This window comes from uncultured Oxalicibacterium sp. (assembly GCF_913776015.1).
GTDB lineage: Bacteria > Pseudomonadota > Gammaproteobacteria > Burkholderiales > Burkholderiaceae_D > Oxalicibacterium.
The window spans coordinates 1-20,653 of the sequence record NZ_CAJYMD010000074.1 but is presented as its reverse complement, the minus strand read 5'-3'; the positions used below and the strand labels follow the sequence as shown (position 1 = coordinate 20,653).

Sequence of the window (20,653 nt, the reverse complement as noted above, 5' to 3'; positions counted from 1 at the left end):
CACCGTCACGTTACCATCGACGCCACGCGCGAACGGTCGGATAAGCCATGAAAACCCTGCTCTATTCCCACGATTGAAATCCACGCGAAAGCTGACAATCACGATACGGAAAAAAGTTTGCAGAGCGAGATCCCGATGAACATCCCCACCCCAGTTCGCCGTACAGGAGCACAATCATGGCTGTAGTTGTCGCAGGCGAAAACCCGCTGACTCCCGGCACCAATGGCGAAGCAGGCGTTGCGCAGAAGAATTCGCTGATGGATATGGCGAGATCGACCAATGGGCGTCGCATCGTCATGATGATCGGTGTTGCGGCCGTCATTGCCGCCATGGTCGGCATCGTGCTGTGGAGCCAGAAGCCCGATTACCGCGTGCTGTTCTCCAACTTTTCGGATCGCGACGGCGGTGCCATCGTCGCCTCGCTGCAGCAAGCCAACGTTCCCTACAAGTTTGCCGAAGGCGGCAGCGCCATCCTCGTGCCGGCCGACCGTGTGCATGATCTACGGCTGAAACTGGCCGCAGAAGGCTTGCCCAAGGGTGGCAATGTCGGTTTCGAATTGATGGAAAACCAGAAACTCGGCATTTCGCAATTTCTGGAGCAAGTGAATTTCCAGCGTGCGCTTGAAGGCGAGCTCGCGCGATCCATCCAATCCGTCGGCTCAGTGCAATCGGCGCGCGTCCATCTGGCAATGCCGAAACAAACCGTGTTCGTGCGCGATCAGCAAAAACCGACCGCGTCCGTCCTGCTGAACCTCTATCCGGGCCGTTCGCTCGATCAACAACAGGTGAGCGCCATCGTGCATCTGGTTGCCAGCAGCGTGCCCGACCTGCCACCGAAGAACGTCACCATCGTCGATCAATCGGGCAACCTGCTTTCCGAAAACAACAGCAAGCCGGCGGGTGCCAATACGCTGGACCCTTCGCAACTCAAGTACGTGCAGGAACTGCAGCAAAGCATCGCCAAACGCGTCGAATCCATCATCACACCGATCGTCGGCAGCAATAACGTCCGTGCCGAAGCGACCGCCGATGTGGATTTCTCGACCAGCGAGCAGGCTGCCGAAATCTACAAACCCAATCAGGGCAGCAACAGCGCGACCGTACGCAGCATGCAGTCCAGCGAATCGAACAACGGCAGCGGCAATAATGCGTCCGGCGTACCCGGCGCACTGACCAACCAGCCTGCCGCCAACGCCACGGCACCGTTGAACACCACACCGCCGGCCACGCCAACAGCACCGAATGCACAGGGTGCCAATGGTGCGAATGGTGCTACCACCGGCACAGCGGGTGCCGCCGGTGCAACTGCGGCTGCGACCACACCAACGCAACGAGACGTCACCACCAACTATGAAGTGGACAAGACTGTCCGCTACGTGCAACAGCCAATGGGCGGCGTCAAACGCCTGTCGGTGGCGGTTGTCGTCAATTACAAGCGGGTGGTGGACAAGGATGGCAATGTGAGCTTCCAGCCGTTGTCCGATGTGGAAAAGAATCAGATTCGCGATCTGGTCAAGGAAGCGATGGGTTTCAACCAGGATCGTGGCGATACGCTCAATGTCGTCAACAGCCCGTTCGCTGGCATGAACAATCCTGATCCCGAGCCGCTGCCACTTTGGGAACGTCCTGAAATCATCGATATGGCCATTCAAGCTGCCAAATATCTGGCGCTGGCTATCGTGCTGCTGATCATGTACCGCAAGATTCTCACCCCGATGTTCAAGAAGATCAATCCGGAGCCACAGCTCGCACTACCGAATGAAACCGATGGCGATGCAGCGATTCGCCATAACCGTGACGAAGTGCAAAATCTCGAAGCCGAGATCAAACCGATGGGCGTGTCGCAGCATACGTACCAGCAGAATCTCGAGGCGGCCAAGGAATTGGCCCGCAAGGATCCAAAAGTCGTCGCCAACATCGTGAAAGCGTGGGTGGGAAATGAATGACGGTGTCAACAAAGGCGCAATCCTGATGCTCGCGCTCGGTGCCGATGAGGCCGCCGAAGTCATGCGTTATCTGGGTCCGCGTGAAGTGCAAAAACTCGGCGCGGCCATGTCCACCATGAAAGCGATCCAGAGCGAAGAACTGGTCAATGTGCTCAGCGACTTCCGTGCTGAAACCGAGAAAAACACGTCGCTCGGCCTGGATTCCGATGATTACATCCGCGATGTGCTGACCAAGGCGTTGGGCGACGACAAAGCAGCCTCGCTGCTCAACCGCATCCTCGGCGCGCGCGATGCCAGCGGTATCGAAAGTCTCAAGTGGATGGATGCACAGTCGGTGGCCGATCTGGTTCGCAATGAACATCCGCAGATCATTGCCACGATCCTGGTTCACCTCGAACGCGATCATGCCAGCGAAGTGCTCGACAACTTCACCGAGCGTCTGCGCAACGATGTCGTGCTGCGTATTGCGACGCTAGATGGCGTGCAGCCAACGGCACTGCGCGAACTCAACGAAGTACTGACCAAGCTGCTGACCGGCAATGAGAATCTGAAAAAGAAACCGATGGGCGGCATTCGCGCTGCTGCAGAAATCCTGAACTTCTTCAGCGGCGAAAACGAGCTGTCCACGATGAACAATCTCAAGGGCTACGATCCCGACATGGCGCAGAAGATCATGGATGAGATGTTCGTGTTCGACAACGTCATGGATATCGAAGATCGCGGTATCCAGCTGCTGCTGCGCGAAGTACAGTCGGAAACGCTGATCATCGCGCTCAAGGGTGCCTCGCCGGAACTGCGCGAGAAATTCTTCAAGAACATGTCGCAGCGTGCCAGCGAAATGATGCGCGAAGATCTGGAATCGAAAGGACCGGTGCGCCTGTCCGAAGTCGAGGCAAACCAGAAGGAAATTTTGCAGATCATTCGCCGTCTGGCCGACGAGGGCCAGTTGACGCTGGGAGGCAATGCACAAGATGCTTATGTCTAATCTGATCCCGAAGGAAAAGCAGTCGGCCTATCAACGCTGGGAGATGGAGTCGTTCGGCGACGATCGACCATCTGCACGGCAAAGCACCGCCGCCGAGCAACCGGATTTGCAGCAATTGGCACTGCAAAAGCAGATCGATATGGCTCGCGCCCAGGCGCATGCCGAAGGCCTCGCTGCCGGTTTGCAGGAAGGCCGTGACGCCGGTCGGCAAGAAGGTTATGCAGCGGGCCTGGCCGAAGGCCGTGCGGCGGCAGAAGAAGAACGTCAACAATTGCTGGCGATTGCTGAAACCTTCGGTACCGAGGTGGCCCAGGCCAATGAGCTGATCGCAGCCGATATGCTGTCCCTGTCACTCGACGTGGCCAAGGCGATGCTGAAAACTGCGCTCCAGGTCAAACCCGAGCTTGTCGTACCGATCGTCCGCGAATCGATCCATTATCTGCCGACCTTGCAGCAACCTGCCCTGCTGCATCTGCATCCGGAAGATGCTGCGCTCGTCAGCGCGCACATGAACGATGAATTGACCGTCGCCGGCTGGCGCATTGTTGAAGACATCCATCAGGAACGCGGTGGCTGCCGGATCGAAACGGCGACCAATCAGGTCGATGCATCAACCTCCACGCGCTGGCAACGCATTGCAGCCGCGCTAGGCAAGGAATCGGACTGGCTGGATCGACCATGACGCCTCCGACCTCGACACTCGACGGCAAACCCGCAGGCACCGCACACAGCGGGCGCTGGCAAGCCTATCTGCGTGATTGCAGCGCGCTGCTGGATATTGCCGAGCCGATGCAAGTGTCGGGCCGCGTCACGCGTGTCGCCGGCCTCGTCATGGAAGCGGTTGGTCTCAAGCTGGCCGTCGGCAGCGCCTGCACGATTCCTCTGCCTAACGGTTCGCGTATCGAAGCCGAAGTCGTTGGCTTCGATGACAACAAGCTGTTTCTCATGCCGCAAAGCGATGTCGAAGGCATCGTTCCCGGTGCCCGCGTGTTTCCTGTCGAAGTCGTGCAGTCGCTCCCCAAGCCGGGAGCGGTCAATCATCCGCGTCGTCGCCCCAGCGACCGCGGGCGTCATTTGCCGGTCGGCGCCGAATTGCTCGGTCGCGTGCTCGATGGTGCTGGGCGGCCGCTCGATAGTCTCGGCCCCTTGCAAGCCATCCACTCTGCGCCGCTGAACGTGCGTGCCGCCAATCCGCTGGGTCGCGCGCCGATCACCGATGTGTTGGACGTCGGCGTACGTGCGATCAATAGCATGCTGACGGTCGGTCGCGGCCAGCGCATGGGCCTGTTCGCCGGTTCCGGCGTCGGTAAGAGCGTGTTGCTGGGCATGATGGCGCGCTACACGACGGCCGATGTGATCGTCGTCGGTCTGATCGGTGAGCGGGGTCGCGAGGTCAAGGAATTCATTGAGCAGATTCTCGGTGCGGAAGGTTTGGCGCGCTCGGTCGTGGTCGCCGCCCCGGCCGATACGCCACCACTGATGCGTCTGCAAGGTGCCGCCTACGCTACGGCGATTGCCGAGCATTTCCGCGACGAAGGCAAGGATGTCCTGCTGATCATGGATTCGCTGACGCGCTATGCCATGGCACAACGTGAAATCGCGCTGGCCATCGGCGAACCGCCCGCAACCAAGGGCTATCCGCCATCGGTGTTTGCCAAGCTGCCGGCGCTGGTCGAACGGGCCGGCAATGGCAAGGAAGGCGGTGGCTCGATCACGGCTTTTTATACCGTGCTGACCGAAGGCGATGATCAACAGGATCCGATTGCCGATTCGGCCCGCGCCATTCTGGACGGTCATATCGTGCTCAACCGTTCGCTGGCCGAAGCCGGCCATTATCCGGCCATCGATATCGAACAGTCGATCAGCCGAGCGATGCATAACATCACCAGCAGCGACCACCAGAAAGAAGCACGCAAGCTCAAGCAGTTGACCTCGCGTTATCAGCGCAACCGCGATCTGATCAGCGTGGGCGCCTACAGCGCCGGCACCGATCCTGTGCTGGACGAAGCGATTCATCTGCACCCGCAAATTGAAGCATTTCTGCAACAGGACATTACCGAGCGTTCTGGCATAAACGAAAGCTTGGGCCAATTGTCGGCCCTGTTCTCCTGATCATTGCCGCCGACAGTCCTGCATAATCGGAAAATATGGCAACCTCATCCGCCCTTGAAACCCTGATCGATCTGGCGACGCGTGAAACCGATGACGCGGCCAAGCGACTGGGCGTGGCCATGAAAGGGGCGGAAGACGCACAACAGAAACTGAATCTGCTGAACCAGTACCGCGACGATTACATGGTGCGCTTTCAACAGAATTTAAGTACCGGCCTGACGGCCATGGCCTATGCCAACTATCAGCAGTTCATCGGCAAACTCGACCAGGCCATCGATGGTCAGCAGCTTGTGGTACGAGATGCAAAACTGCGTGTCGAACGCGAGCGCGAGAACTGGCAAGCCAGCGAACGCAAGCGCATGTCATACGGCACGCTGGCAGAACGTGCGGAAAAGGTACAGCAGGCCAAGGACAACAAACGCGAACAAAAGCAGATGGACGAGTACGCCGCCAGACGCGTACAGCCGAAACAGTAAAGGAATTGCCGCATGAATACGCAAGCCATCAGCAACATCGTCAATACGCTGCCAACGCCGGCTGGCACCAAGCAAGACAGCGGCACGGCCACCGATCCTGGTGCCTTCAGCCAGATGCTGTCGCGCGAAATGGGTGATCGCTCGTCGCCTGCACCTGCTCCCTCTGCCAGCGCGAAAAACGACACGCCGGTTGCAGGCGAAAAATCCAGGGACAATGGTGCGCACGCCTCGCCATCCAATGGCAATAGCGGAACAAACACAAGCGATAACACCAAGGTCGCGCAGGACGAAACCGGCACCAGTGAAACCGCCAAGGCTGAAACCAAGGTCGATGAAAGCGAAACCGATCCGGCTGCTGCTGCCGAACTGGCAGCCTTTGTCGCTGCCATGACGCAAGCCAATCCGACACCGGCCGCCGTTGTCGGCCAAACCGGGGAAGAAGCCGCGCTTGGTGCGGTTGGCAAGCGTATCGGCAAGGATGATGCGCTGGCCGATCTGAAACCGGGCAACACGCAACTCGATGCTGCCGTTGATGGCAAGAAGGAAGCTGTCGGCAAACCCGCCGATTTTGTCGCCGCGCTCGACAAGGCTGCCAATACTGCCTCTGCCAATGCGAGCAAAGGCACATCCATCACGCAGGCCGATGTCGAAAAAGCCTTTACGCAAACCATCAAGACGGTGGACGCGCCCAACGCTTCGAACGTCTCGCCATTGGTTGCCAATAGCGCCACCAGTGCCTTGCAACAGCTTAACGATGTACAGAATCAGCAGGCAGCCAATCGCCTGACACCACACCTGGGCAGCCAGGATTGGAATCAGGCACTGGGCCAGAAGGTGGTCTGGATGGTGCAAGGCTTGCAGCAAACCGTCACCCTGACCCTGAATCCGCCAGATATGGGCCCGATGCAGGTAACGGTGAACGTACACAACAATCAGGCAACGGCCAATTTCACCGCGCCCCAGCCCGAAGTACGTCACGCTCTCGAAGCGGCCATGCCACGGCTACGTGAAATGCTGAACGATGCCGGTATTCAACTTGGCGAATCCAGCGTCAGCGCAGGCAATCCCAACCAGCAGGGCAATGCCTTCAGCGATTCCCGCCAAGGCCATCGCCATACTGGTGACGGCAATATCGTCGATACCAGCCCGGTGGTCAGCCAGATTTCCGTCACTGCGGGCGGTAACGGTCTGGTCGACACCTTCGCCTGATCTTTCTCTGCATATGGGCGGAGCTATGCTGCCCATATAGCTTCCTCCAGCCCGCCGGCACCTGTGTGCAAAAAATCATGTTGTTTTCCCATGAGATGGATGCCGCACGCCAGTAATAATGGTTAAATAGCAGCCTGAAAAGATGCAACATCGTCACTCCGGCGAGACGGCCTCTTCTCTGATCGGCCCGGGAAGCGCAGTGTCACGAATACGTCGAACTGGCGCGTGTTCGCCTCTCTTTTCGCTGCATCCTGCGTGCCGCTTTTTTTTGATAATGGCATCGTCGTGGTAGCGGTCTTCTGTACCGCACGCGAGTAACTGAGGAAAACAGATGGCAACAGCGGGCAAAAATGCGCCGAAAAAAGAAGCAGAAGGAGAGGCCAAGCCGAAGAAATCCAAGCTGCTTCTGATCGTTTTGATCCTGGTGGTCGTATTGGGTGCCGGTGGCGGCGCTGCATGGTACTTCCTGATCCACAAGCCTGCCTCAGCAGAACATGAAGCACCGAAAGTCGAAGCGCCAAAACCACCCGTGTTTCTCGCGCTCGATACATTTACCGTCAACCTGCAATCGGAAGAAGGTGAACGTTTCCTGCAAACCGGCATGACCTTGCAAGTAGCCAGCCAAGAACAGGTCGATCTGATCAAGCTGTACATGCCACATGTGCGCAGCCGCCTGTTGCTGCTGCTTTCCAGCAAACGTGCTCAGGACATCCTTCCGGCCGAAGGCAAAAGCAAGCTGGCGCAAGAGATCATGGACGTCCTGAACCAGCCTTTCTCGCCAGGCGGTCCAAGTATCAATGTGACGAGCGTACTGTTTACAGCGTTCGTCGTTCAATAACGCCAATAGAGCCATGGCCGAAAATTTTCTCTCTCAGGAAGAAGTCGATGCACTGCTGAAAGGCGTCACGGGCGACCAGGACGATGGCAGCAAGCAGGAAGACACGTCCGGCGTTCGTCCTTACAACCTGGCGACGCAGGAACGTATCGTTCGCGGTCGCATGCCGACCCTGGAGATCATCAACGAACGCTTTTCGCGTTTGCTGCGTATCGGCCTGTTCAATTTTCTGCATCGTAGTTCGGAAGTGTCGATTGGTCCGGTGCGCGTATCGAAATACAGCGAATTCATTCGTAACCTGGTGGTGCCAACCAACCTGAATCTGGTACACATGAAACCGCTGCGCGGTACCGGCCTGATCGTGCTGGATCCAAACCTCGTGTTCCTTCTGGTGGACAACCTGTTCGGCGGCGATGGACGCTTTCATACGCGTGTCGAGGGCCGCGACTTCACGCAGACAGAGCAGCGCATCATCCAGCGGATTCTCGCCATCATCTTCGAGAATTACGCCAAGTCGTGGGAGCCCGTGTATCCGATCGAGTTCGAATACATCCGCTCTGAAATGAATACGCAGTTCGCCAACATCGCCACGCCCAACGAGGTGGTGGTATCGACCACCTTTACTATCGAGCTGGGGCCAGTCAGCGGCGACATGCACTTCTGTGTGCCCTATTCGATGATCGAACCGATCCGCGATCTGCTGACCAGCAGCATGCAGGGCGAAACGCTGGAAATGGACAAGCGTTGGATCCGTCTCATGACGCAGCAGATCCAGACTGCCGAAGTCGAGATTCTCGCCAACATGGGCACGGCCCACGTCACGCTCGGCGACATCCTCAACATGAAGTCCGGCGACGTGATCCCGATTTCCGTACCGGAACGCGTGACGGCGGAAGTCGATGGCGTGCCAGTGATGGAATGCTCATATGGCAAGCTCAACGGACAATATGCATTGCGCGTGGAAAAACTGATCTACAGCGCCAACGATTCAACGCAAGGAGAAGAAAATGGCTGACGAAAACCAGACCTCTACAGACGACGATTGGGGTGCGGCCATGGCCGAGCAGGAGCAGGCCGAAAGCGCCTCCCTGAACGCGCAAGCTGCGACCGCCACGGTATTCAAGGACTTCTCGGGCGGCGATATCAAGACCGGTACGCATAACGATATCGATTTCATCCTCGACATCCCGGTGCAATTGACGGTGGAGTTAGGCCGTACAAAAATCGCGATCAAGAACCTGCTGCAGCTAGCGCAAGGTTCGGTCGTCGAGCTCGATGGCCTGGCCGGCGAACCGATGGATGTGCTGGTCAATGGCTGCCTGATCGCGCAAGGGGAAGTCGTGGTCGTCAATGACAAGTTCGGCATTCGTTTGACCGACATCATTTCGCCATCCGAACGCATCCGCAAGCTGAATCGCTAATGGATCGTCGCACGCTTTCCTTCGCCGCACTGGCAACATGGGGCAACCAGGCATGGGCCGCGGCGCCCGCCAAGCCGGTTGCCGTGATGCCGGCAGCCACCTCCGCCGGCAATCTGCTGCAAGTGTTGCTCGGGTTGATTGTGGTGCTCGCCCTGCTGGCCGCACTGGCCTGGGTACTGCGTCGCTTCAATGCAGGCAAGGTCATGGGCAATACCGATATTCGCATCGTCGGTGGTGTCAATGTCGGAACGCGCGAACGCGTGGTCGTCGTGGAAGTGGCAGATCAGTGGATCGTGGTCGGCGTCGCGCCAGGGCGCGTGAATGCGCTGGCGACCATGCAGAAACAGGAAACCACGCTGACCACCGACCCGGTGCCCTCCAAGAATTTTTCCACCTGGCTTGCCCAGACAATCGATAAACGCAATGGCTGATTCCGCATTCGTCCGGCGCGCGTTGCGCTTTACTCCGGCGCTGGCATTGCTTGCCACGCCGCTTGCCGCCATGGCACAACAAGCCGGCCTGCCCGCCTTCACCAGCACACCGACTGGCGGCGGCGGTCAAGCTTATTCGCTGAGCCTGCAGACGCTGATCCTGCTGACCAGCCTGACCTTCCTGCCAGCCGTGCTGCTGATGATGACGAGCTTCACGCGTATCGTAATCGTGCTGTCACTGCTGCGGCAGGCGCTGGGTACCCAAAGCGCCCCGCCCAATCAGGTCATCATTGGCCTCGCCTTGTTCCTGACCTTGTTCGTGATGAGCCCGGTCATCGATCGCATCTACATCGATGCCTATCAACCCTTATCCGAAAACAAGATTCAGATGCAGGAAGCCATGCAGCGTGGTGCCGGCCCGCTGAAGGAATTCATGCTCAAGCAGACGCGCGAAGCGGATCTGGCGCTTTACGTCAAACTCTCCGGCACGCCGGAACTGCAAGGCCCGGAAGACGTACCCTTGCGCGTGCTCGTACCCGCCTTCATTACCAGCGAACTGAAAACGGCATTCCAGATCAGCTTTGCCATCTTCATTCCCTTCCTGATCATCGACATGGTGGTCGCCAGCGTATTGATGTCGATGGGCATGATGATGGTGTCACCGGCCATCGTCGCCCTCCCCTTCAAGTTGATGCTGTTCGTGCTGGTCGATGGCTGGCAGTTGCTGATCGGCTCACTGGCGCAAAGTTTCTACTAGAGGCCGACCATGACTCCCGAAAGCGTTTTGACCATGGGCCGCCAGGCCATCGAAGTCACCTTGATGGTGGCCGCACCGATGTTGCTGCTGGCGCTCATCATCGGCCTCATCGTCAGTATTTTCCAGGCAGCCACGCAGATCAACGAGCAAACGCTCTCCTTCATTCCCAAGCTGGTCGGTGTCTTGGTTGCGTTGGTGATTGCCGGCCCGTGGATGCTGTCAATCATGCTGGACTACATGCGCCAGATGTTTACCAATATTCCCCTGTTCGTCAGTTGATGCCCTTGCTCGCTGTCGTTCCCCTCGCCTGAGCGCACATGCTTTCCGTCACCAGTGCCGAACTGCAAACGTGGATTGCCTCGTTCATATGGCCATTGACGCGTATTCTCGGCCTGATCGCCGTCGCCCCCTTGTTTGGCAATGTCAGCGTACCGGCACGCGTCAAGCTGGGACTGGGAATTTTGCTCGCACTTGTGATTGCACCGACGGTGCCTGAGATACCGGCGCTCGATCCGATGTCATGGCAAGGCCTGATTATTCTGCTGCAACAACTGGTGATCGGTCTGGCGATGGGCTTTGCGATGCGCATTGTCTTCGCCGGTGTCGAAATGGCCGGCGAAATCACAGGCATGACGATGGGCCTTGGTTTCGCCAGTTTCTTCGATCCGCAAACCCGCGCTCGTTCCTCAGCCATCAGCCAGTTTCTCGCCTTGCTGACAATGATGATTTATCTGGCAACGAACCTGCACCTGGTTGTGCTGTCGACCCTCGCGCAAAGCTTCGAACTGCTACCGATCTCCAGCAGCGTCTTTTCAAACAATGGCTTCTATCAGGTCGCTAGTTGGGGCGGACGAATTTTCAGTGCGGGCGTGCAGTTGTCGCTGCCGATCGTGGCTGCCCTACTCATCACCAACACGGCACTCGGTATTCTCACCCGTGCGGCCCCGCAACTGAATATTTTTGGCATCGGCTTCCCGATCACAATTGGCGTCGGCTTCCTCATGATCGCCGCCGTACTGCCTTATTTGATGCATCCCGTCATCAATCTGCTACAGGAAGGCATTACGGCGATGTCGCGCATCACCACGGCATTTGCACCGCTCAATTGATCTTCGAGAAAAGAAAAAGCGCCCGGGAATATCGCGGGCGCTTTATTTCGTGTTGCTCAGGGTCAGATGTAATTAAATAACGATAGGCCAGTCAGCTTGACAAAGCTTTGTTGCGCGGCCTGCAAAGTGTATTGCTGCTGCGTGAAGAGCGAATATGCCGCCACCAAATCGATATCACGCAGATCCGCCATGGTGGCCGTGTATTGAACATTCAAGTCATCGCCCGTGCTATCCAAGCTTTCGATTTCGTTCAGACGCGAACCCACACCGCTACGCACCGTCGCGACTGTATCGAGCGTGCGATCGATATGATTGTTGATCGCGGAAAGAGCATTGTTCAGTTTGGCCTGATTGACGCCGCCCGTTCCCGGCTGCGAAATCGCCGAAATCAAATCCTTGAGCGTCGTGAAGATACTCTGGCTTTTGCTTGGTTCTACCTTAAAGGTATCGCCATCGGCAGGCTCACCTTTGATTGTGAACTGCATGCCGTTCACTTCGATCGGCTGATCACTGGTGTATGGCTGTGCGGTATGCGGTGTCGCCGGTGCCGGCACTTCATTGATGAGATACGTTCTGTCGCCTGTCGTGGCATCTACGCTGAAGGTCACGGTATAGGTCGCGCCATTCAGTTGCGTCAGGTTGGTGACAGAACCGATATCGATTACCCCGGTACCGGCATTTGCTGCACCGGCCGACGTAGTAAAACTGCCATTCCCCGTCAACGTACTCTCGAAAATCCGTGTGCCGGAATCGCTGGTCGCGATCTGGCGCGAAGCCGATACCTGCATTGCGCGCTGTCCCTGATCGCCGTTGTAGTTTGCTCCGGTTGACGTTTTGGTGAACGGCACGTTATCGGTATTAAAACCACCGAAAATATAATCGCCCTTGGCATCGCGCGTATTTGCCAAGCCAAGCAGTTCTTCGTAATTGCTGTTGAGCTGCGCCAGATATTGCTTGCGCTGTTCATCGTTCATCGAAGCGTTGCCCGCACCGACTACCGCCGTTTTTACCGATTGCAGGAGCGTCGATATGCTGTTGAGGATGCTGTCTTGCTCAGACAAGGTGCTCTTGGCACTGGAACGATTGGTCGCGAACTGATCGTTCATTGCCATCGACTGCGACAGATTGATGATCGATGCCGCCGCAATTGGATCATCCGCCGGCGTCAATACACGGCGGTTGGTCGAAATTTGCTGCTGCGTCTTGATCAAGGCTGCCTGCAGGTCCGAAACCTTGCCGCCGCCCATCTCATAAAGCATGTTGGTGCTGATACGCATGATGGTTTTCCTTATCGGCCGCCGAGAGCAATCAGGGTGTCAAACATATCACTGACGGCCTGCATGACCTTGCCGGCAGCCTGATAGGCTTGTTGATAACGCAGCAAGTTGGTGGCTTCCTCATCGAGGTTAACGCCGGATTCCGACTGCTGCGCATTCTGAATCTGTTGGAGCAAGCCGGATTCGGCTTCGCTGTTCACCTTCAATTCACGCGTTTTGTTACCTACCAAGCTGACGATCTGGCCGTAAGCACTGTTAAAACTTGCGGTCCCACCCTGCAATACATTTTTTGTTTGCAAGGCACCCAGCAGCAACATGTTGCGGTTGTCACCGGCGCTACCGCTGACGTTGGCACCAATGGTGAAGGTATCGCCACTGGTCGGCTGACCCGAAATCTGTATATCCACACCGCCAAACGAAATTTGTGCGTCGGCCGTGTAAGGTACTGCGGTGCCTGCCGGGTAAGTCGTGGTCGTGCCATTAGCAGTCACCGTGACCGGCAAAGTCGATGGAAAACCACTGAGGGTTGCAGGTGTTCCGGCGTTGTACGTCAGTGTGACGCCTGGCGTTACGGTTGCCGACGTATACGCCGAATTCACCGCACCCTGACTGATGCTGCCCGTCCCGGCATTTCCGGTTGTAGCGGCTGTCACGATGGGCGCCGCTGCGGCAATCTGCCGCACGTCTTTCAGCAGCACACTGAATTCCGACGCGCCGCTTGCCGTAGGACGAATCAGGAATTCATCGCCCGCAGCCATCGCGCCCGTTTCCGTCAGCGTTACTCCCGGGATCACGCCGGTTGGGAAGGTCGAAGATGAGTGAATTGCCACACCGTCAGGCATTTGCACGACACGATAATTGGTGCCGTCGTAGGACAGTTTGTAATCGTTGGTCGTCAACGCGTTGACATCGGAAAATGCAGCGCTAATATTCGCGCCGGCCGAATTGTTACCGGCATTGATTTGTGGCGAGGCGACATTAAAGAAATCCGTGCCCATCGCGCCGCTCTGATCCTGCCCCAAACGATGCTGCGCGTTGAATGTTGTGGCCAGACCGATCGCAATACGGCCAAGCGCATTCTGAATCTGGTCGAGCGAATTGGCACGATACTCGAAAAGACCGCCGAGATTACCGCCGACCATCGAACTTTCCGGAATCGTCAATACGGTGCCATTAAGCGTGTAACCCACCTGCAGTCGTCCCGAATCCGTCGAGGACGACACCACCGACAACTGCTGTGCTTCCGGGCCGATTACCAGCGGCTGGCCGTTACCGATGAAAATGCCATAACCGGTTTCCTGCTTGACGACTGTAACCTTGGTCTCCTGTGCCAGCTTGGACACCAGCAGATCACGTTGATCCAGCATGTCGTTAGGCTGCGATCCGGTCGTCCCCTGCGCCTTGGCAATCGCCTGATTCAGTTTGGCAATCTGTTCCGCATAGGAATTGATGTTAGTAACGGATGCCGTGATTTCTGCATTGACGCCGTCGCGCATCGTCTGCAACTGACCATCGAGACTCTTGAAGCGTGCTGCCAGCGACTCACCGCCGGAAAGCAGTGCTTGGCGTGAAGCGGGCAAGCCCGGATTGTTGACCAGATCCTGTACGCTCGAGAAGAAAGTTTGCAATACGGGCGCGAGACCGGACGTCTCGTCAGCCACCATGTTGTTGACCTTGCCGAGTTGGTTGTAATAGCTGGTCAACTGCCCGGCAGACGACTGAGCGGCAATTGCCTGCGTTGCCAGAAAGCTATTGTAGACACGCTGAATGCCTTGTACCGATGTGCCGATACCGGCGTAGCCGCCGCCTTCCGACATATCGCTTAGCGCTGTCTGGATCACAATCTGGCGGCTGTACCCTGGCGTGGCTTGATTGGCAATATTGTGCGCCGTCGTCGCCATGCCGACTTGAGCAGCGTTCAGTCCGGTTTTCGCAATGCTAAGGATGTTAGCCATGATGGATTTTTTGAGGAGTTAACGGTTACAACGGCAACGCACAGCGAAACTTGAGCGAAAACGCCATCAACCGTTAACTGGAAAAATGCTTGTTGATGATACTGGTCAACTTTGCAGCGTAATTTGGATCCGTGGCGTAACCGGCGCGCTGAAGACCCTTGGCAAATCCCTGTACATCGCTCGCATTGGCGATAACTTTTTCATAACGAGGATTGTTACGCAGTAGATTGGCGTAATCTCGGAACGAGTCCGCATAAGAATCATATGCCCGAAATTTCTCGATACGTTTTTGTGCAACGCCATCAACGTATTCGGTCGTGACGGCGTCAACCGTTTTGCCCTTCCAGTTGGCAGTCGCCTTGATACCAAAGAGGTTATGGCTGTTCGTACCATCGGTCGTACGGATCATGCGCTTGCCCCAGCCACTTTCCAATGCCGCTTGACCCAACATGAACTTGGCAGGAATGCCGGTCGATTGCTCGGCCTCCCGTGCGTGCGATTCGAGCTTGTCCTGGAATGCCTGGACGTGCGCCGGTTTGTTCTTGCTGCTGGTGATTGCGTCGCCAGCCTCTTGCGTCGTCCGTGGCGAAGCCTTGACGGTGCCTGGCGCCATTGATTGCAACAGGTCGGTCTTGAGTGTTTCGGTCAGGCTGGTCTGTACACCGCCACTACCGTTCGTACCATCATCACTTGCCTGATTGGTCGAGAGTTGGCGAATCAATACGTCTGCCAGACCGATACCGCGGCTCGCCATGGTTTGCCCAAGTTGCTGATCCAGCATCGAGGTGTACATCTTGGTTTGCTGACTATCGAATAGCCCTTCCTGCGGCGTTGCATCACGCATGCTCTTGAGCATCATGTTGACAAATAACGCCTCGAACTGCTGCGCGGCAGCCTTCAGCGATTCCGGTGAATTCTGCTTCGCGGATTGCTTGAGCGACTCGATACTCTTGGTATCGATCGCTAGGCTGGCAGTGGTATCGGTCGGCGTGATCATGATGCAGTTCGCGTCGGCATGAATGAATGTTTAGATGATTTCCAGCTCGGCACGCAACGAGCCTGCTGCCTTCATGGCCTGCAGAATCGCCAGCAAATCCTGTGGCGTCGCACCAATCGAATTGAGTGCCTTGACGACATCGGCCAGAGAGGCGGAATTTTTCAACAGGATGACCTTGCCCGGATCCTTGTTGATCTCAATTTGCGATTGCTGTGCAACTACAGTCTGCCCGCCAGAGAATGGCGCTGGCTGGCTGATCACGGGTTGCGTGTTAATCACGACGGACAGATTGCCGTGCGAGACTGCACACGCATCCAGCGTGACGGCCTGATTCATGACCACGGAGCCGGTACGCGCATTCATGATGACCTTGGCCGCAACTTGTGCAGGTGTGACGTTGATACTCTCCAGCGCCCCCAGAAAAGCCACGCGAGAATCATTCGCTTGCGGTGCCTGAACGCGGATCACACGACCGTCCTGGGCCGATGCGGTACCAGGACCAAAGCGTGCATTGACGGCATCCACGACACGGCTGGCATTGGAGAAGCTGCTTTCCTTCAATTCAAGGAAAATCATGTCGCCCTGCCCCAGCATCGTTGGTACCGCACGTTCTACCGTAGCACCGGCAGAAATACGTCCCACGCTCAAATGGTTCACCTGTGCCTTGCTGCCATTTGCAGCGGCACCGGCACCACCGACCACCACATTCCCCTGAGCCATGCCGTAAATCTGACCATCCGCACCTTTGAGCGGTGTCATCAGCAGCGTCCCGCCACGCAGGCTCTTGGCATTACCCATCGATGACACCGTGATATCCAATGTCTGACCTGGCTGGGCAAACGCTGGCAACGAGGTTGTGACCATCACAGCGGCAACGTTTTTCAATTGCAAATTGGTTCCGGCCGGCAGATTCACGCCCATCTGCTTGAGCATGCTGACCACGCTTTGCACGGTAAACGGCGTTTGCGTTGTCTGATCACCGCTGCCATCGAGACCGACGACCAGACCATAACCAATCAACTGGTTTTCCCGCACGCCTTGTACAGAGGCCAAATCGAGCAAACGCTGCGCATGAGCGACCGTCAGTGGAAAGGCAAGAGAGATAACACATGCGCAAGCGCCCAAGGCACGCATGAGTGTGGAACGAGAAAAAACTTGCATGTTCAGATCCTTTGGCACGGCACGATCAGAGCGGTACAACACTCAGGAAGAAACGCGTGAGCATGCCCATGACGGCCGCAGCATCAATGCGGCTGTTTGTACGATATTCGATGCGTGCATCCGCCACGTTGGTCGAGGAAACAATGTTGTTACCCGACACCGTGTTCGGATTGACGACTCCGGAGAAGCGGATAAATTCGGCACCTTTGTCGAGTGATACCTGCTTTTCGCCAGCCACCAGCAGATTCCCGTTTTGCAGCACTTCGATGACGGTGACGGTCAACGTACTCGCAAAGTTATTACTCGAGGTCACCGCCCCCTTGTCTTCGAATTTGCTCGATGTCGATGCGGTGGCGGAAAGATTGTCCGTCACGCCACCAAACAGACCGAACAGATTCGGCGCAGCGGCGGCGACACTGCCGGTTTTGCTACCCGAGCTGCCAGCATTCTTGCCTGCACTGCTGTTTTCATTAATGACGATCGTGATCGTATCGCCTACCAGACGCGCGCGACGGTCTTCGAAAATCGGACGATATGTCGCGTTCTGGAAAATCGCGCCGTTTGCCGGCGGTGCCATTGCCGTTGCCGCCTGAGGACGCGCAGTGAGTGGCGTCTGCACGACGGTTTCGGGAAGCGTGCCACAGCCCGCGAGAAGCGTTGCAGCGAGCATGGCTGCCAGCGAAAACGTTTTCATGTCGATTTCCTAGTATCCGATTAGCGATCAAATCTGCGTCAGGCGCTGCAGCATTTGATCCGACGTCGTGATCGCTTTGCTATTGATCTCGTAGGCGCGCTGCGTTTGGATCATGTTGACCAGTTCCTCGACCACGTTCACGTTCGATGTTTCGACGTAATTCTGTTGCAATAAGCCTGCGCCGTTGGAGCCTGGCACGTTGGTGATCGGCGTGCCAGAAGCGGTCGTTTCAACGTACAGATTCTCGCCGCGACTTTCCAGACCACCTGGATTGATAAAGGTGGCCAGCTGCATCGCGCCGATCTGCACACTTGCGGTACTCCCGGCGGTCGTCACGCTGACAATACCGTCGCGCGAAATGCTGAGGCTGGTGGCGTTCTCCGGAATCACGATGGCAGGTTCGAGCAAATAGCCGCTGGAAGTCGTCATCTGGCCCTGGCTGTTGGTCTTGAACGAACCATCGCGCGTATAGGCCAACGTGCCATCCGGCATCGACACCTGGAAAAAACCATCACCACGGATTGCCACATCGCGTGCATCGTCCGTTTTTTGCAGATTACCCTGCGTGTGAATGCGCTCTGTTGCCACCGGCTGTACACCGGTACCCAATTGCAAGCCCGTGGGCAGTTCGGTCTGTTGCGACGACGCCGCGCCAGGCTGGCGCATCGTCTGATACAGCAGATCTTCAAAAACAGCGCGTGAGCGCTTGAAACCAGTCGTACTGACGTTTGCCAGGTTATTGGAGATGACGTCCATCTGCGTTTGCTGCGCATCCAGACCAGTCTTGGAAATCCATAGTGAGCGAATCATTTCATTCTCCGTTTCGGCAAAGTGCAGACAACTTTTTCAACCCGTCTCATTTTGCCTGTGTGTACGTCAACTCAAAGAGAGGAACTCAGTGGCTTTTGCCGCGTTACTCTCGGCATGCTTGAGCATATTCATGTGGACTTCAAACTGCCGCGACAAGCTGATCATGTTCACCATCGCATCAACCACATTCACGTTGCTGCTTTCAACCGCGCCACTCAGAACTGCGACATTGGCATCTGGCTCGGCTGGCTGACCATCCTTCGTCACGAACAACCCCTCGGAGCCGCGCACGAGATTGCCCTCGTCGGGGTTGACCAGTTTCATACGAGCCAACTGGATCGTTGCCCCCGGAACCGATCCAGCTTGCACCGTAGAAATCGTGCCGTCCTTGGCAATCGTGAAACGTGTGTCGGGAGGAATGGTGATCGGTCCGGCATCACTCAGGACATTGAGGCCGCTTTCCGTCTGCAAAACACCGTTTTCATTGATCTTCAAATTGCCGGCACGCGTATAGCCTTCCGACCCATCGGCGCGCTCGACGGTAATCCAGCCTTTTCCCTGGATCGCGACATCGAGATTACGCCCAGTTTGCTGGATCGCGCCGGCGCGAAAATCAGTGCCAACAGTCGAATCGACCACATACGTCCGCGTTGGCATATTGGCACCGACGACGGGCACGGCACGAAAGGTATCGAGCTGTGCACGAAAACCGTTCGTTGAAACATTGGCCAGATTGTTGGAAGTCGTCGCCTGCTGTTCGAGAATCTGCTTGGCCCCCGACATGGCGGTATAAATCAGACGATCCATCTTTTTTCTCCTGATGCCCGGTCGCGCGACAAGCGATCAACCGGGCAATCCGTACATCATTTGGCTTGCGTGGCCATTAACGGAGGTTCACCAGCGTCTGCAGAATCTGATCCTGCGTCTTGATGGTCTGGGCATTGGCTTGGTAGTAGCGTTGCGCCGTAATCATGTTGACCAGCTCGGCCGTCAGATCGACGTTCGAATCCTCTACACGCGACGACTGCACGGCACCCAATCCGCTGCTGCCCGGCGTACTGACCATGGGAACGCCGGACTCGGCTGTTTCCACCCACTGATTGTCACCGCGATTTTGCAAACCGTTGGGATTGGCAAAGTTGGCAAGGATCACCTGACCCAGCAAATTGGTTTGTCCGTTCGAGTAGCGTCCGACGATTTCACCGTTGGTCGACACACTGAAATCGACGAGCGTGCCGGCAGCATAACCATTCGGCAATTGCTTGCTGACACCGAAATCCTGCGCAAACTGTTGCGTCCCCACGTTATCGATGGTGATTGTGTAAGGTGTCGCACCACCCGTTGTGACGTTCATCTCAACCGTCATTGTGGTCGGCGTAGTGGTCAATACACCGGCGTTGTTGAAAGTCAGCGTTCCGATTCGGCCATCTGCTGGAGTCGGTGCAGGCGTTGTTGCACTGGATGCCTGTACGCCATCGTTCGTCGCAAACACTGCCCATTCATTGGCAGCCGTCTTCACATAGAACGTGCGCAAGGTGTGGACGTTACCCAAACTGTCGAAAACGGGGGCCGAAGTCGAATCACTGAACGTCGTCGCATCCGTCGGATTGAAATCTGCCGCAACCAGTGTTCCCTTGCGCGAATCCAGCGTCAGTTTGAGATCGTAGGTGCTGCTTGCGGTAGGTGCCAGATCGGCTTTATTGATCACCAGTTCTGCTGGCGCGCCGACTGCTACCACACCGTTTGCATCGGCTGGATAGCCTGTCAAACGCGCACCTGCAGCATTTTCAATATAGCCTTCCTTGCTCAAGGTGAACTGACCATTACGCGAATAGGTGATCGCACCGTTATTGCTCATACGGAAAAAGCCATTACCGCTGATCGCCATATCCAGCGGATTTTCGGATTTGCTGATATTGCCTTGGCTAAAGAGCTGCGCCACGCGTGCGACCTGCGTACCGATGCCGATCTGGTTACCGCCAGAACCCGTCAACGTGCCGGCATAGATGTCCGAGAACTGGACCTGTGACTGTTTGAAACCCGCCGTATTCGCGTTGGCGACGTTGTGACCGATGGCTTCAAGACTTTGCGAAGCGGCACTCAAACCGCTCAAACCTTGTTGGAAACTCATTGTATTTCTCCTGGGTTAAGTGCGCGCTATTAAAGAACCTGGCGAATCTTCGAAACATCGAGCGACCCGAGGCCGGGCACGCTGACCTTGGCACCGTCGCTATTGGTCGTCACAGCGGTCACGACACCAAACTGCAGCGGCGTCGTTGCTACGGCGCTACCAGCCAACGTGGCCTTGACTTCAAAGGTATAGGTGCCATCAGCCGCCTTGGTGCCATCTGTGGTTGTACCGTCCCAAAGCAGCGGTATGGCGCCAGCTTCCTGCTTACCGAGATCAACCGTATGCACGACGTTGCCCGACGCATCCTTGATGATCACTTGAGCGGCATCGGCAGCACTTGCAAATTC

22 protein-coding genes are annotated in these 20,653 nt (G+C 56.7%); 13 read left to right on the top strand and 9 right to left on the bottom strand.

The window, feature by feature from the left end; genetic code table 11:
- Nucleotides 1-176 precede the first annotated feature (176 nt).
- From fliF to fliR, 13 genes are all read left to right on the top strand, one after another.
- Nucleotides 177-1,946 (top strand): flagellar basal-body MS-ring/collar protein FliF, encoded by a 1,770-nt coding sequence (gene fliF / locus QZ725_RS13035; protein WP_293780315.1) that lies wholly within the window; start codon nt 177-179, stop codon nt 1,944-1,946.
- Nucleotides 1,939-2,931, top strand: coding sequence for a flagellar motor switch protein FliG (gene fliG, locus QZ725_RS13030; RefSeq protein WP_293780312.1), 993 nt, complete (start codon nt 1,939-1,941; stop codon nt 2,929-2,931). Before fliF ends, fliG begins: the two co-directional genes overlap by 8 nt.
- Nucleotides 2,924-3,613 (top strand): flagellar assembly protein FliH, encoded by a 690-nt coding sequence (fliH, locus tag QZ725_RS13025; protein ID WP_366774284.1) that lies wholly within the window; start codon nt 2,924-2,926, stop codon nt 3,611-3,613. The genes fliG and fliH overlap by 8 nt, the downstream gene beginning before the upstream one ends.
- Nucleotides 3,610-5,043 carry a flagellar protein export ATPase FliI gene (gene fliI / locus QZ725_RS13020; protein ID WP_293780309.1) on the top strand — a complete coding sequence of 478 codons (1,434 nt, stop codon included), beginning with the start codon at nt 3,610-3,612 and terminating at the stop codon, nt 5,041-5,043. The genes fliH and fliI overlap by 4 nt, the downstream gene beginning before the upstream one ends.
- A gap of 35 nt (nt 5,044-5,078) precedes the next feature.
- A complete protein-coding gene (gene fliJ / locus QZ725_RS13015; RefSeq protein ID WP_293780306.1) occupies nt 5,079-5,519 on the top strand; it encodes a flagellar export protein FliJ in 441 nt (146 codons plus the stop codon).
- Nucleotides 5,520-5,531: 12 nt separating this feature from the next.
- On the top strand, nt 5,532-6,728 hold the full coding sequence (locus QZ725_RS13010; RefSeq protein ID WP_293780303.1) for a flagellar hook-length control protein FliK: 1,197 nt from the start codon (nt 5,532-5,534) through the stop codon (nt 6,726-6,728).
- 331 nt (nt 6,729-7,059) lie between these two features.
- Complete coding sequence (fliL, locus tag QZ725_RS13005) at nt 7,060-7,566, top strand: flagellar basal body-associated protein FliL (protein ID WP_293780300.1); 507 nt, start codon at nt 7,060-7,062, stop codon at nt 7,564-7,566.
- Nucleotides 7,567-7,579: 13 nt separating this feature from the next.
- On the top strand, nt 7,580-8,578 hold the full coding sequence (gene fliM, locus QZ725_RS13000) for a flagellar motor switch protein FliM (RefSeq protein ID WP_293780297.1): 999 nt from the start codon (nt 7,580-7,582) through the stop codon (nt 8,576-8,578).
- Nucleotides 8,571-8,984: a flagellar motor switch protein FliN gene (fliN, locus tag QZ725_RS12995; RefSeq protein ID WP_293780294.1), complete on the top strand. Its 414-nt coding sequence runs from the start codon at nt 8,571-8,573 to the stop codon at nt 8,982-8,984. The genes fliM and fliN overlap by 8 nt, the downstream gene beginning before the upstream one ends.
- A complete protein-coding gene (gene fliO, locus QZ725_RS12990) occupies nt 8,984-9,415 on the top strand; it encodes a flagellar biosynthetic protein FliO (RefSeq protein ID WP_293780291.1) in 432 nt (143 codons plus the stop codon). The genes fliN and fliO overlap by 1 nt, the downstream gene beginning before the upstream one ends.
- Nucleotides 9,416-9,485: 70 nt before the next feature.
- Nucleotides 9,486-10,172, top strand: a complete 687-nt coding sequence (fliP, locus tag QZ725_RS12985) for a flagellar type III secretion system pore protein FliP (protein WP_293780498.1) — start codon at nt 9,486-9,488, stop codon at nt 10,170-10,172.
- A gap of 9 nt (nt 10,173-10,181) precedes the next feature.
- Nucleotides 10,182-10,451: a flagellar biosynthesis protein FliQ gene (fliQ, locus tag QZ725_RS12980; protein WP_293780288.1), complete on the top strand. Its 270-nt coding sequence runs from the start codon at nt 10,182-10,184 to the stop codon at nt 10,449-10,451.
- 38 nt (nt 10,452-10,489) lie between these two features.
- Entirely contained in the window at nt 10,490-11,281 is a 792-nt protein-coding gene (fliR, locus tag QZ725_RS12975; protein WP_293780285.1) for a flagellar biosynthetic protein FliR, read from the top strand.
- Between the two features lie 62 nt (nt 11,282-11,343).
- Here the strand turns inward: fliR and flgL are convergent, their stop codons facing one another.
- From flgL to QZ725_RS12930, 9 genes are all read right to left on the bottom strand, one after another.
- Complete coding sequence (flgL, locus tag QZ725_RS12970; RefSeq protein ID WP_293780282.1) at nt 11,344-12,558, bottom strand: flagellar hook-associated protein FlgL; 1,215 nt, start codon at nt 12,556-12,558, stop codon at nt 11,344-11,346.
- A gap of 11 nt (nt 12,559-12,569) precedes the next feature.
- Nucleotides 12,570-14,513 (bottom strand): flagellar hook-associated protein FlgK, encoded by a 1,944-nt coding sequence (gene flgK, locus QZ725_RS12965; protein WP_293780279.1) that lies wholly within the window; start codon nt 14,511-14,513, stop codon nt 12,570-12,572.
- Nucleotides 14,514-14,586: 73 nt separating this feature from the next.
- Nucleotides 14,587-15,510: a flagellar assembly peptidoglycan hydrolase FlgJ gene (flgJ, locus tag QZ725_RS12960; protein ID WP_293780276.1), complete on the bottom strand. Its 924-nt coding sequence runs from the start codon at nt 15,508-15,510 to the stop codon at nt 14,587-14,589.
- 30 nt (nt 15,511-15,540) lie between these two features.
- Nucleotides 15,541-16,644: a flagellar basal body P-ring protein FlgI gene (locus tag QZ725_RS12955; RefSeq protein ID WP_293780495.1), complete on the bottom strand. Its 1,104-nt coding sequence runs from the start codon at nt 16,642-16,644 to the stop codon at nt 15,541-15,543.
- 52 nt (nt 16,645-16,696) lie between these two features.
- Nucleotides 16,697-17,365, bottom strand: coding sequence for a flagellar basal body L-ring protein FlgH (locus QZ725_RS12950; RefSeq protein ID WP_293780273.1), 669 nt, complete (start codon nt 17,363-17,365; stop codon nt 16,697-16,699).
- Between the two features lie 27 nt (nt 17,366-17,392).
- On the bottom strand, nt 17,393-18,175 hold the full coding sequence (gene flgG / locus QZ725_RS12945; protein ID WP_293780270.1) for a flagellar basal-body rod protein FlgG: 783 nt from the start codon (nt 18,173-18,175) through the stop codon (nt 17,393-17,395).
- A gap of 66 nt (nt 18,176-18,241) precedes the next feature.
- Nucleotides 18,242-18,982, bottom strand: a complete 741-nt coding sequence (flgF, locus tag QZ725_RS12940; protein WP_293780267.1) for a flagellar basal-body rod protein FlgF — start codon at nt 18,980-18,982, stop codon at nt 18,242-18,244.
- A 76-nt stretch (nt 18,983-19,058) separates the two neighbouring features.
- The gene (gene flgE / locus QZ725_RS12935; RefSeq protein WP_293780264.1) at nt 19,059-20,306 is read right to left on the bottom strand and encodes a flagellar hook protein FlgE; all 1,248 of its coding nucleotides are present in this window, start codon (nt 20,304-20,306) and stop codon (nt 19,059-19,061) included.
- Between the two features lie 29 nt (nt 20,307-20,335).
- Nucleotides 20,336-20,653 (bottom strand): FlgD immunoglobulin-like domain containing protein (locus tag QZ725_RS12930; RefSeq protein ID WP_293780261.1); only part of this gene is annotated, 318 nt, incomplete at its 5' end.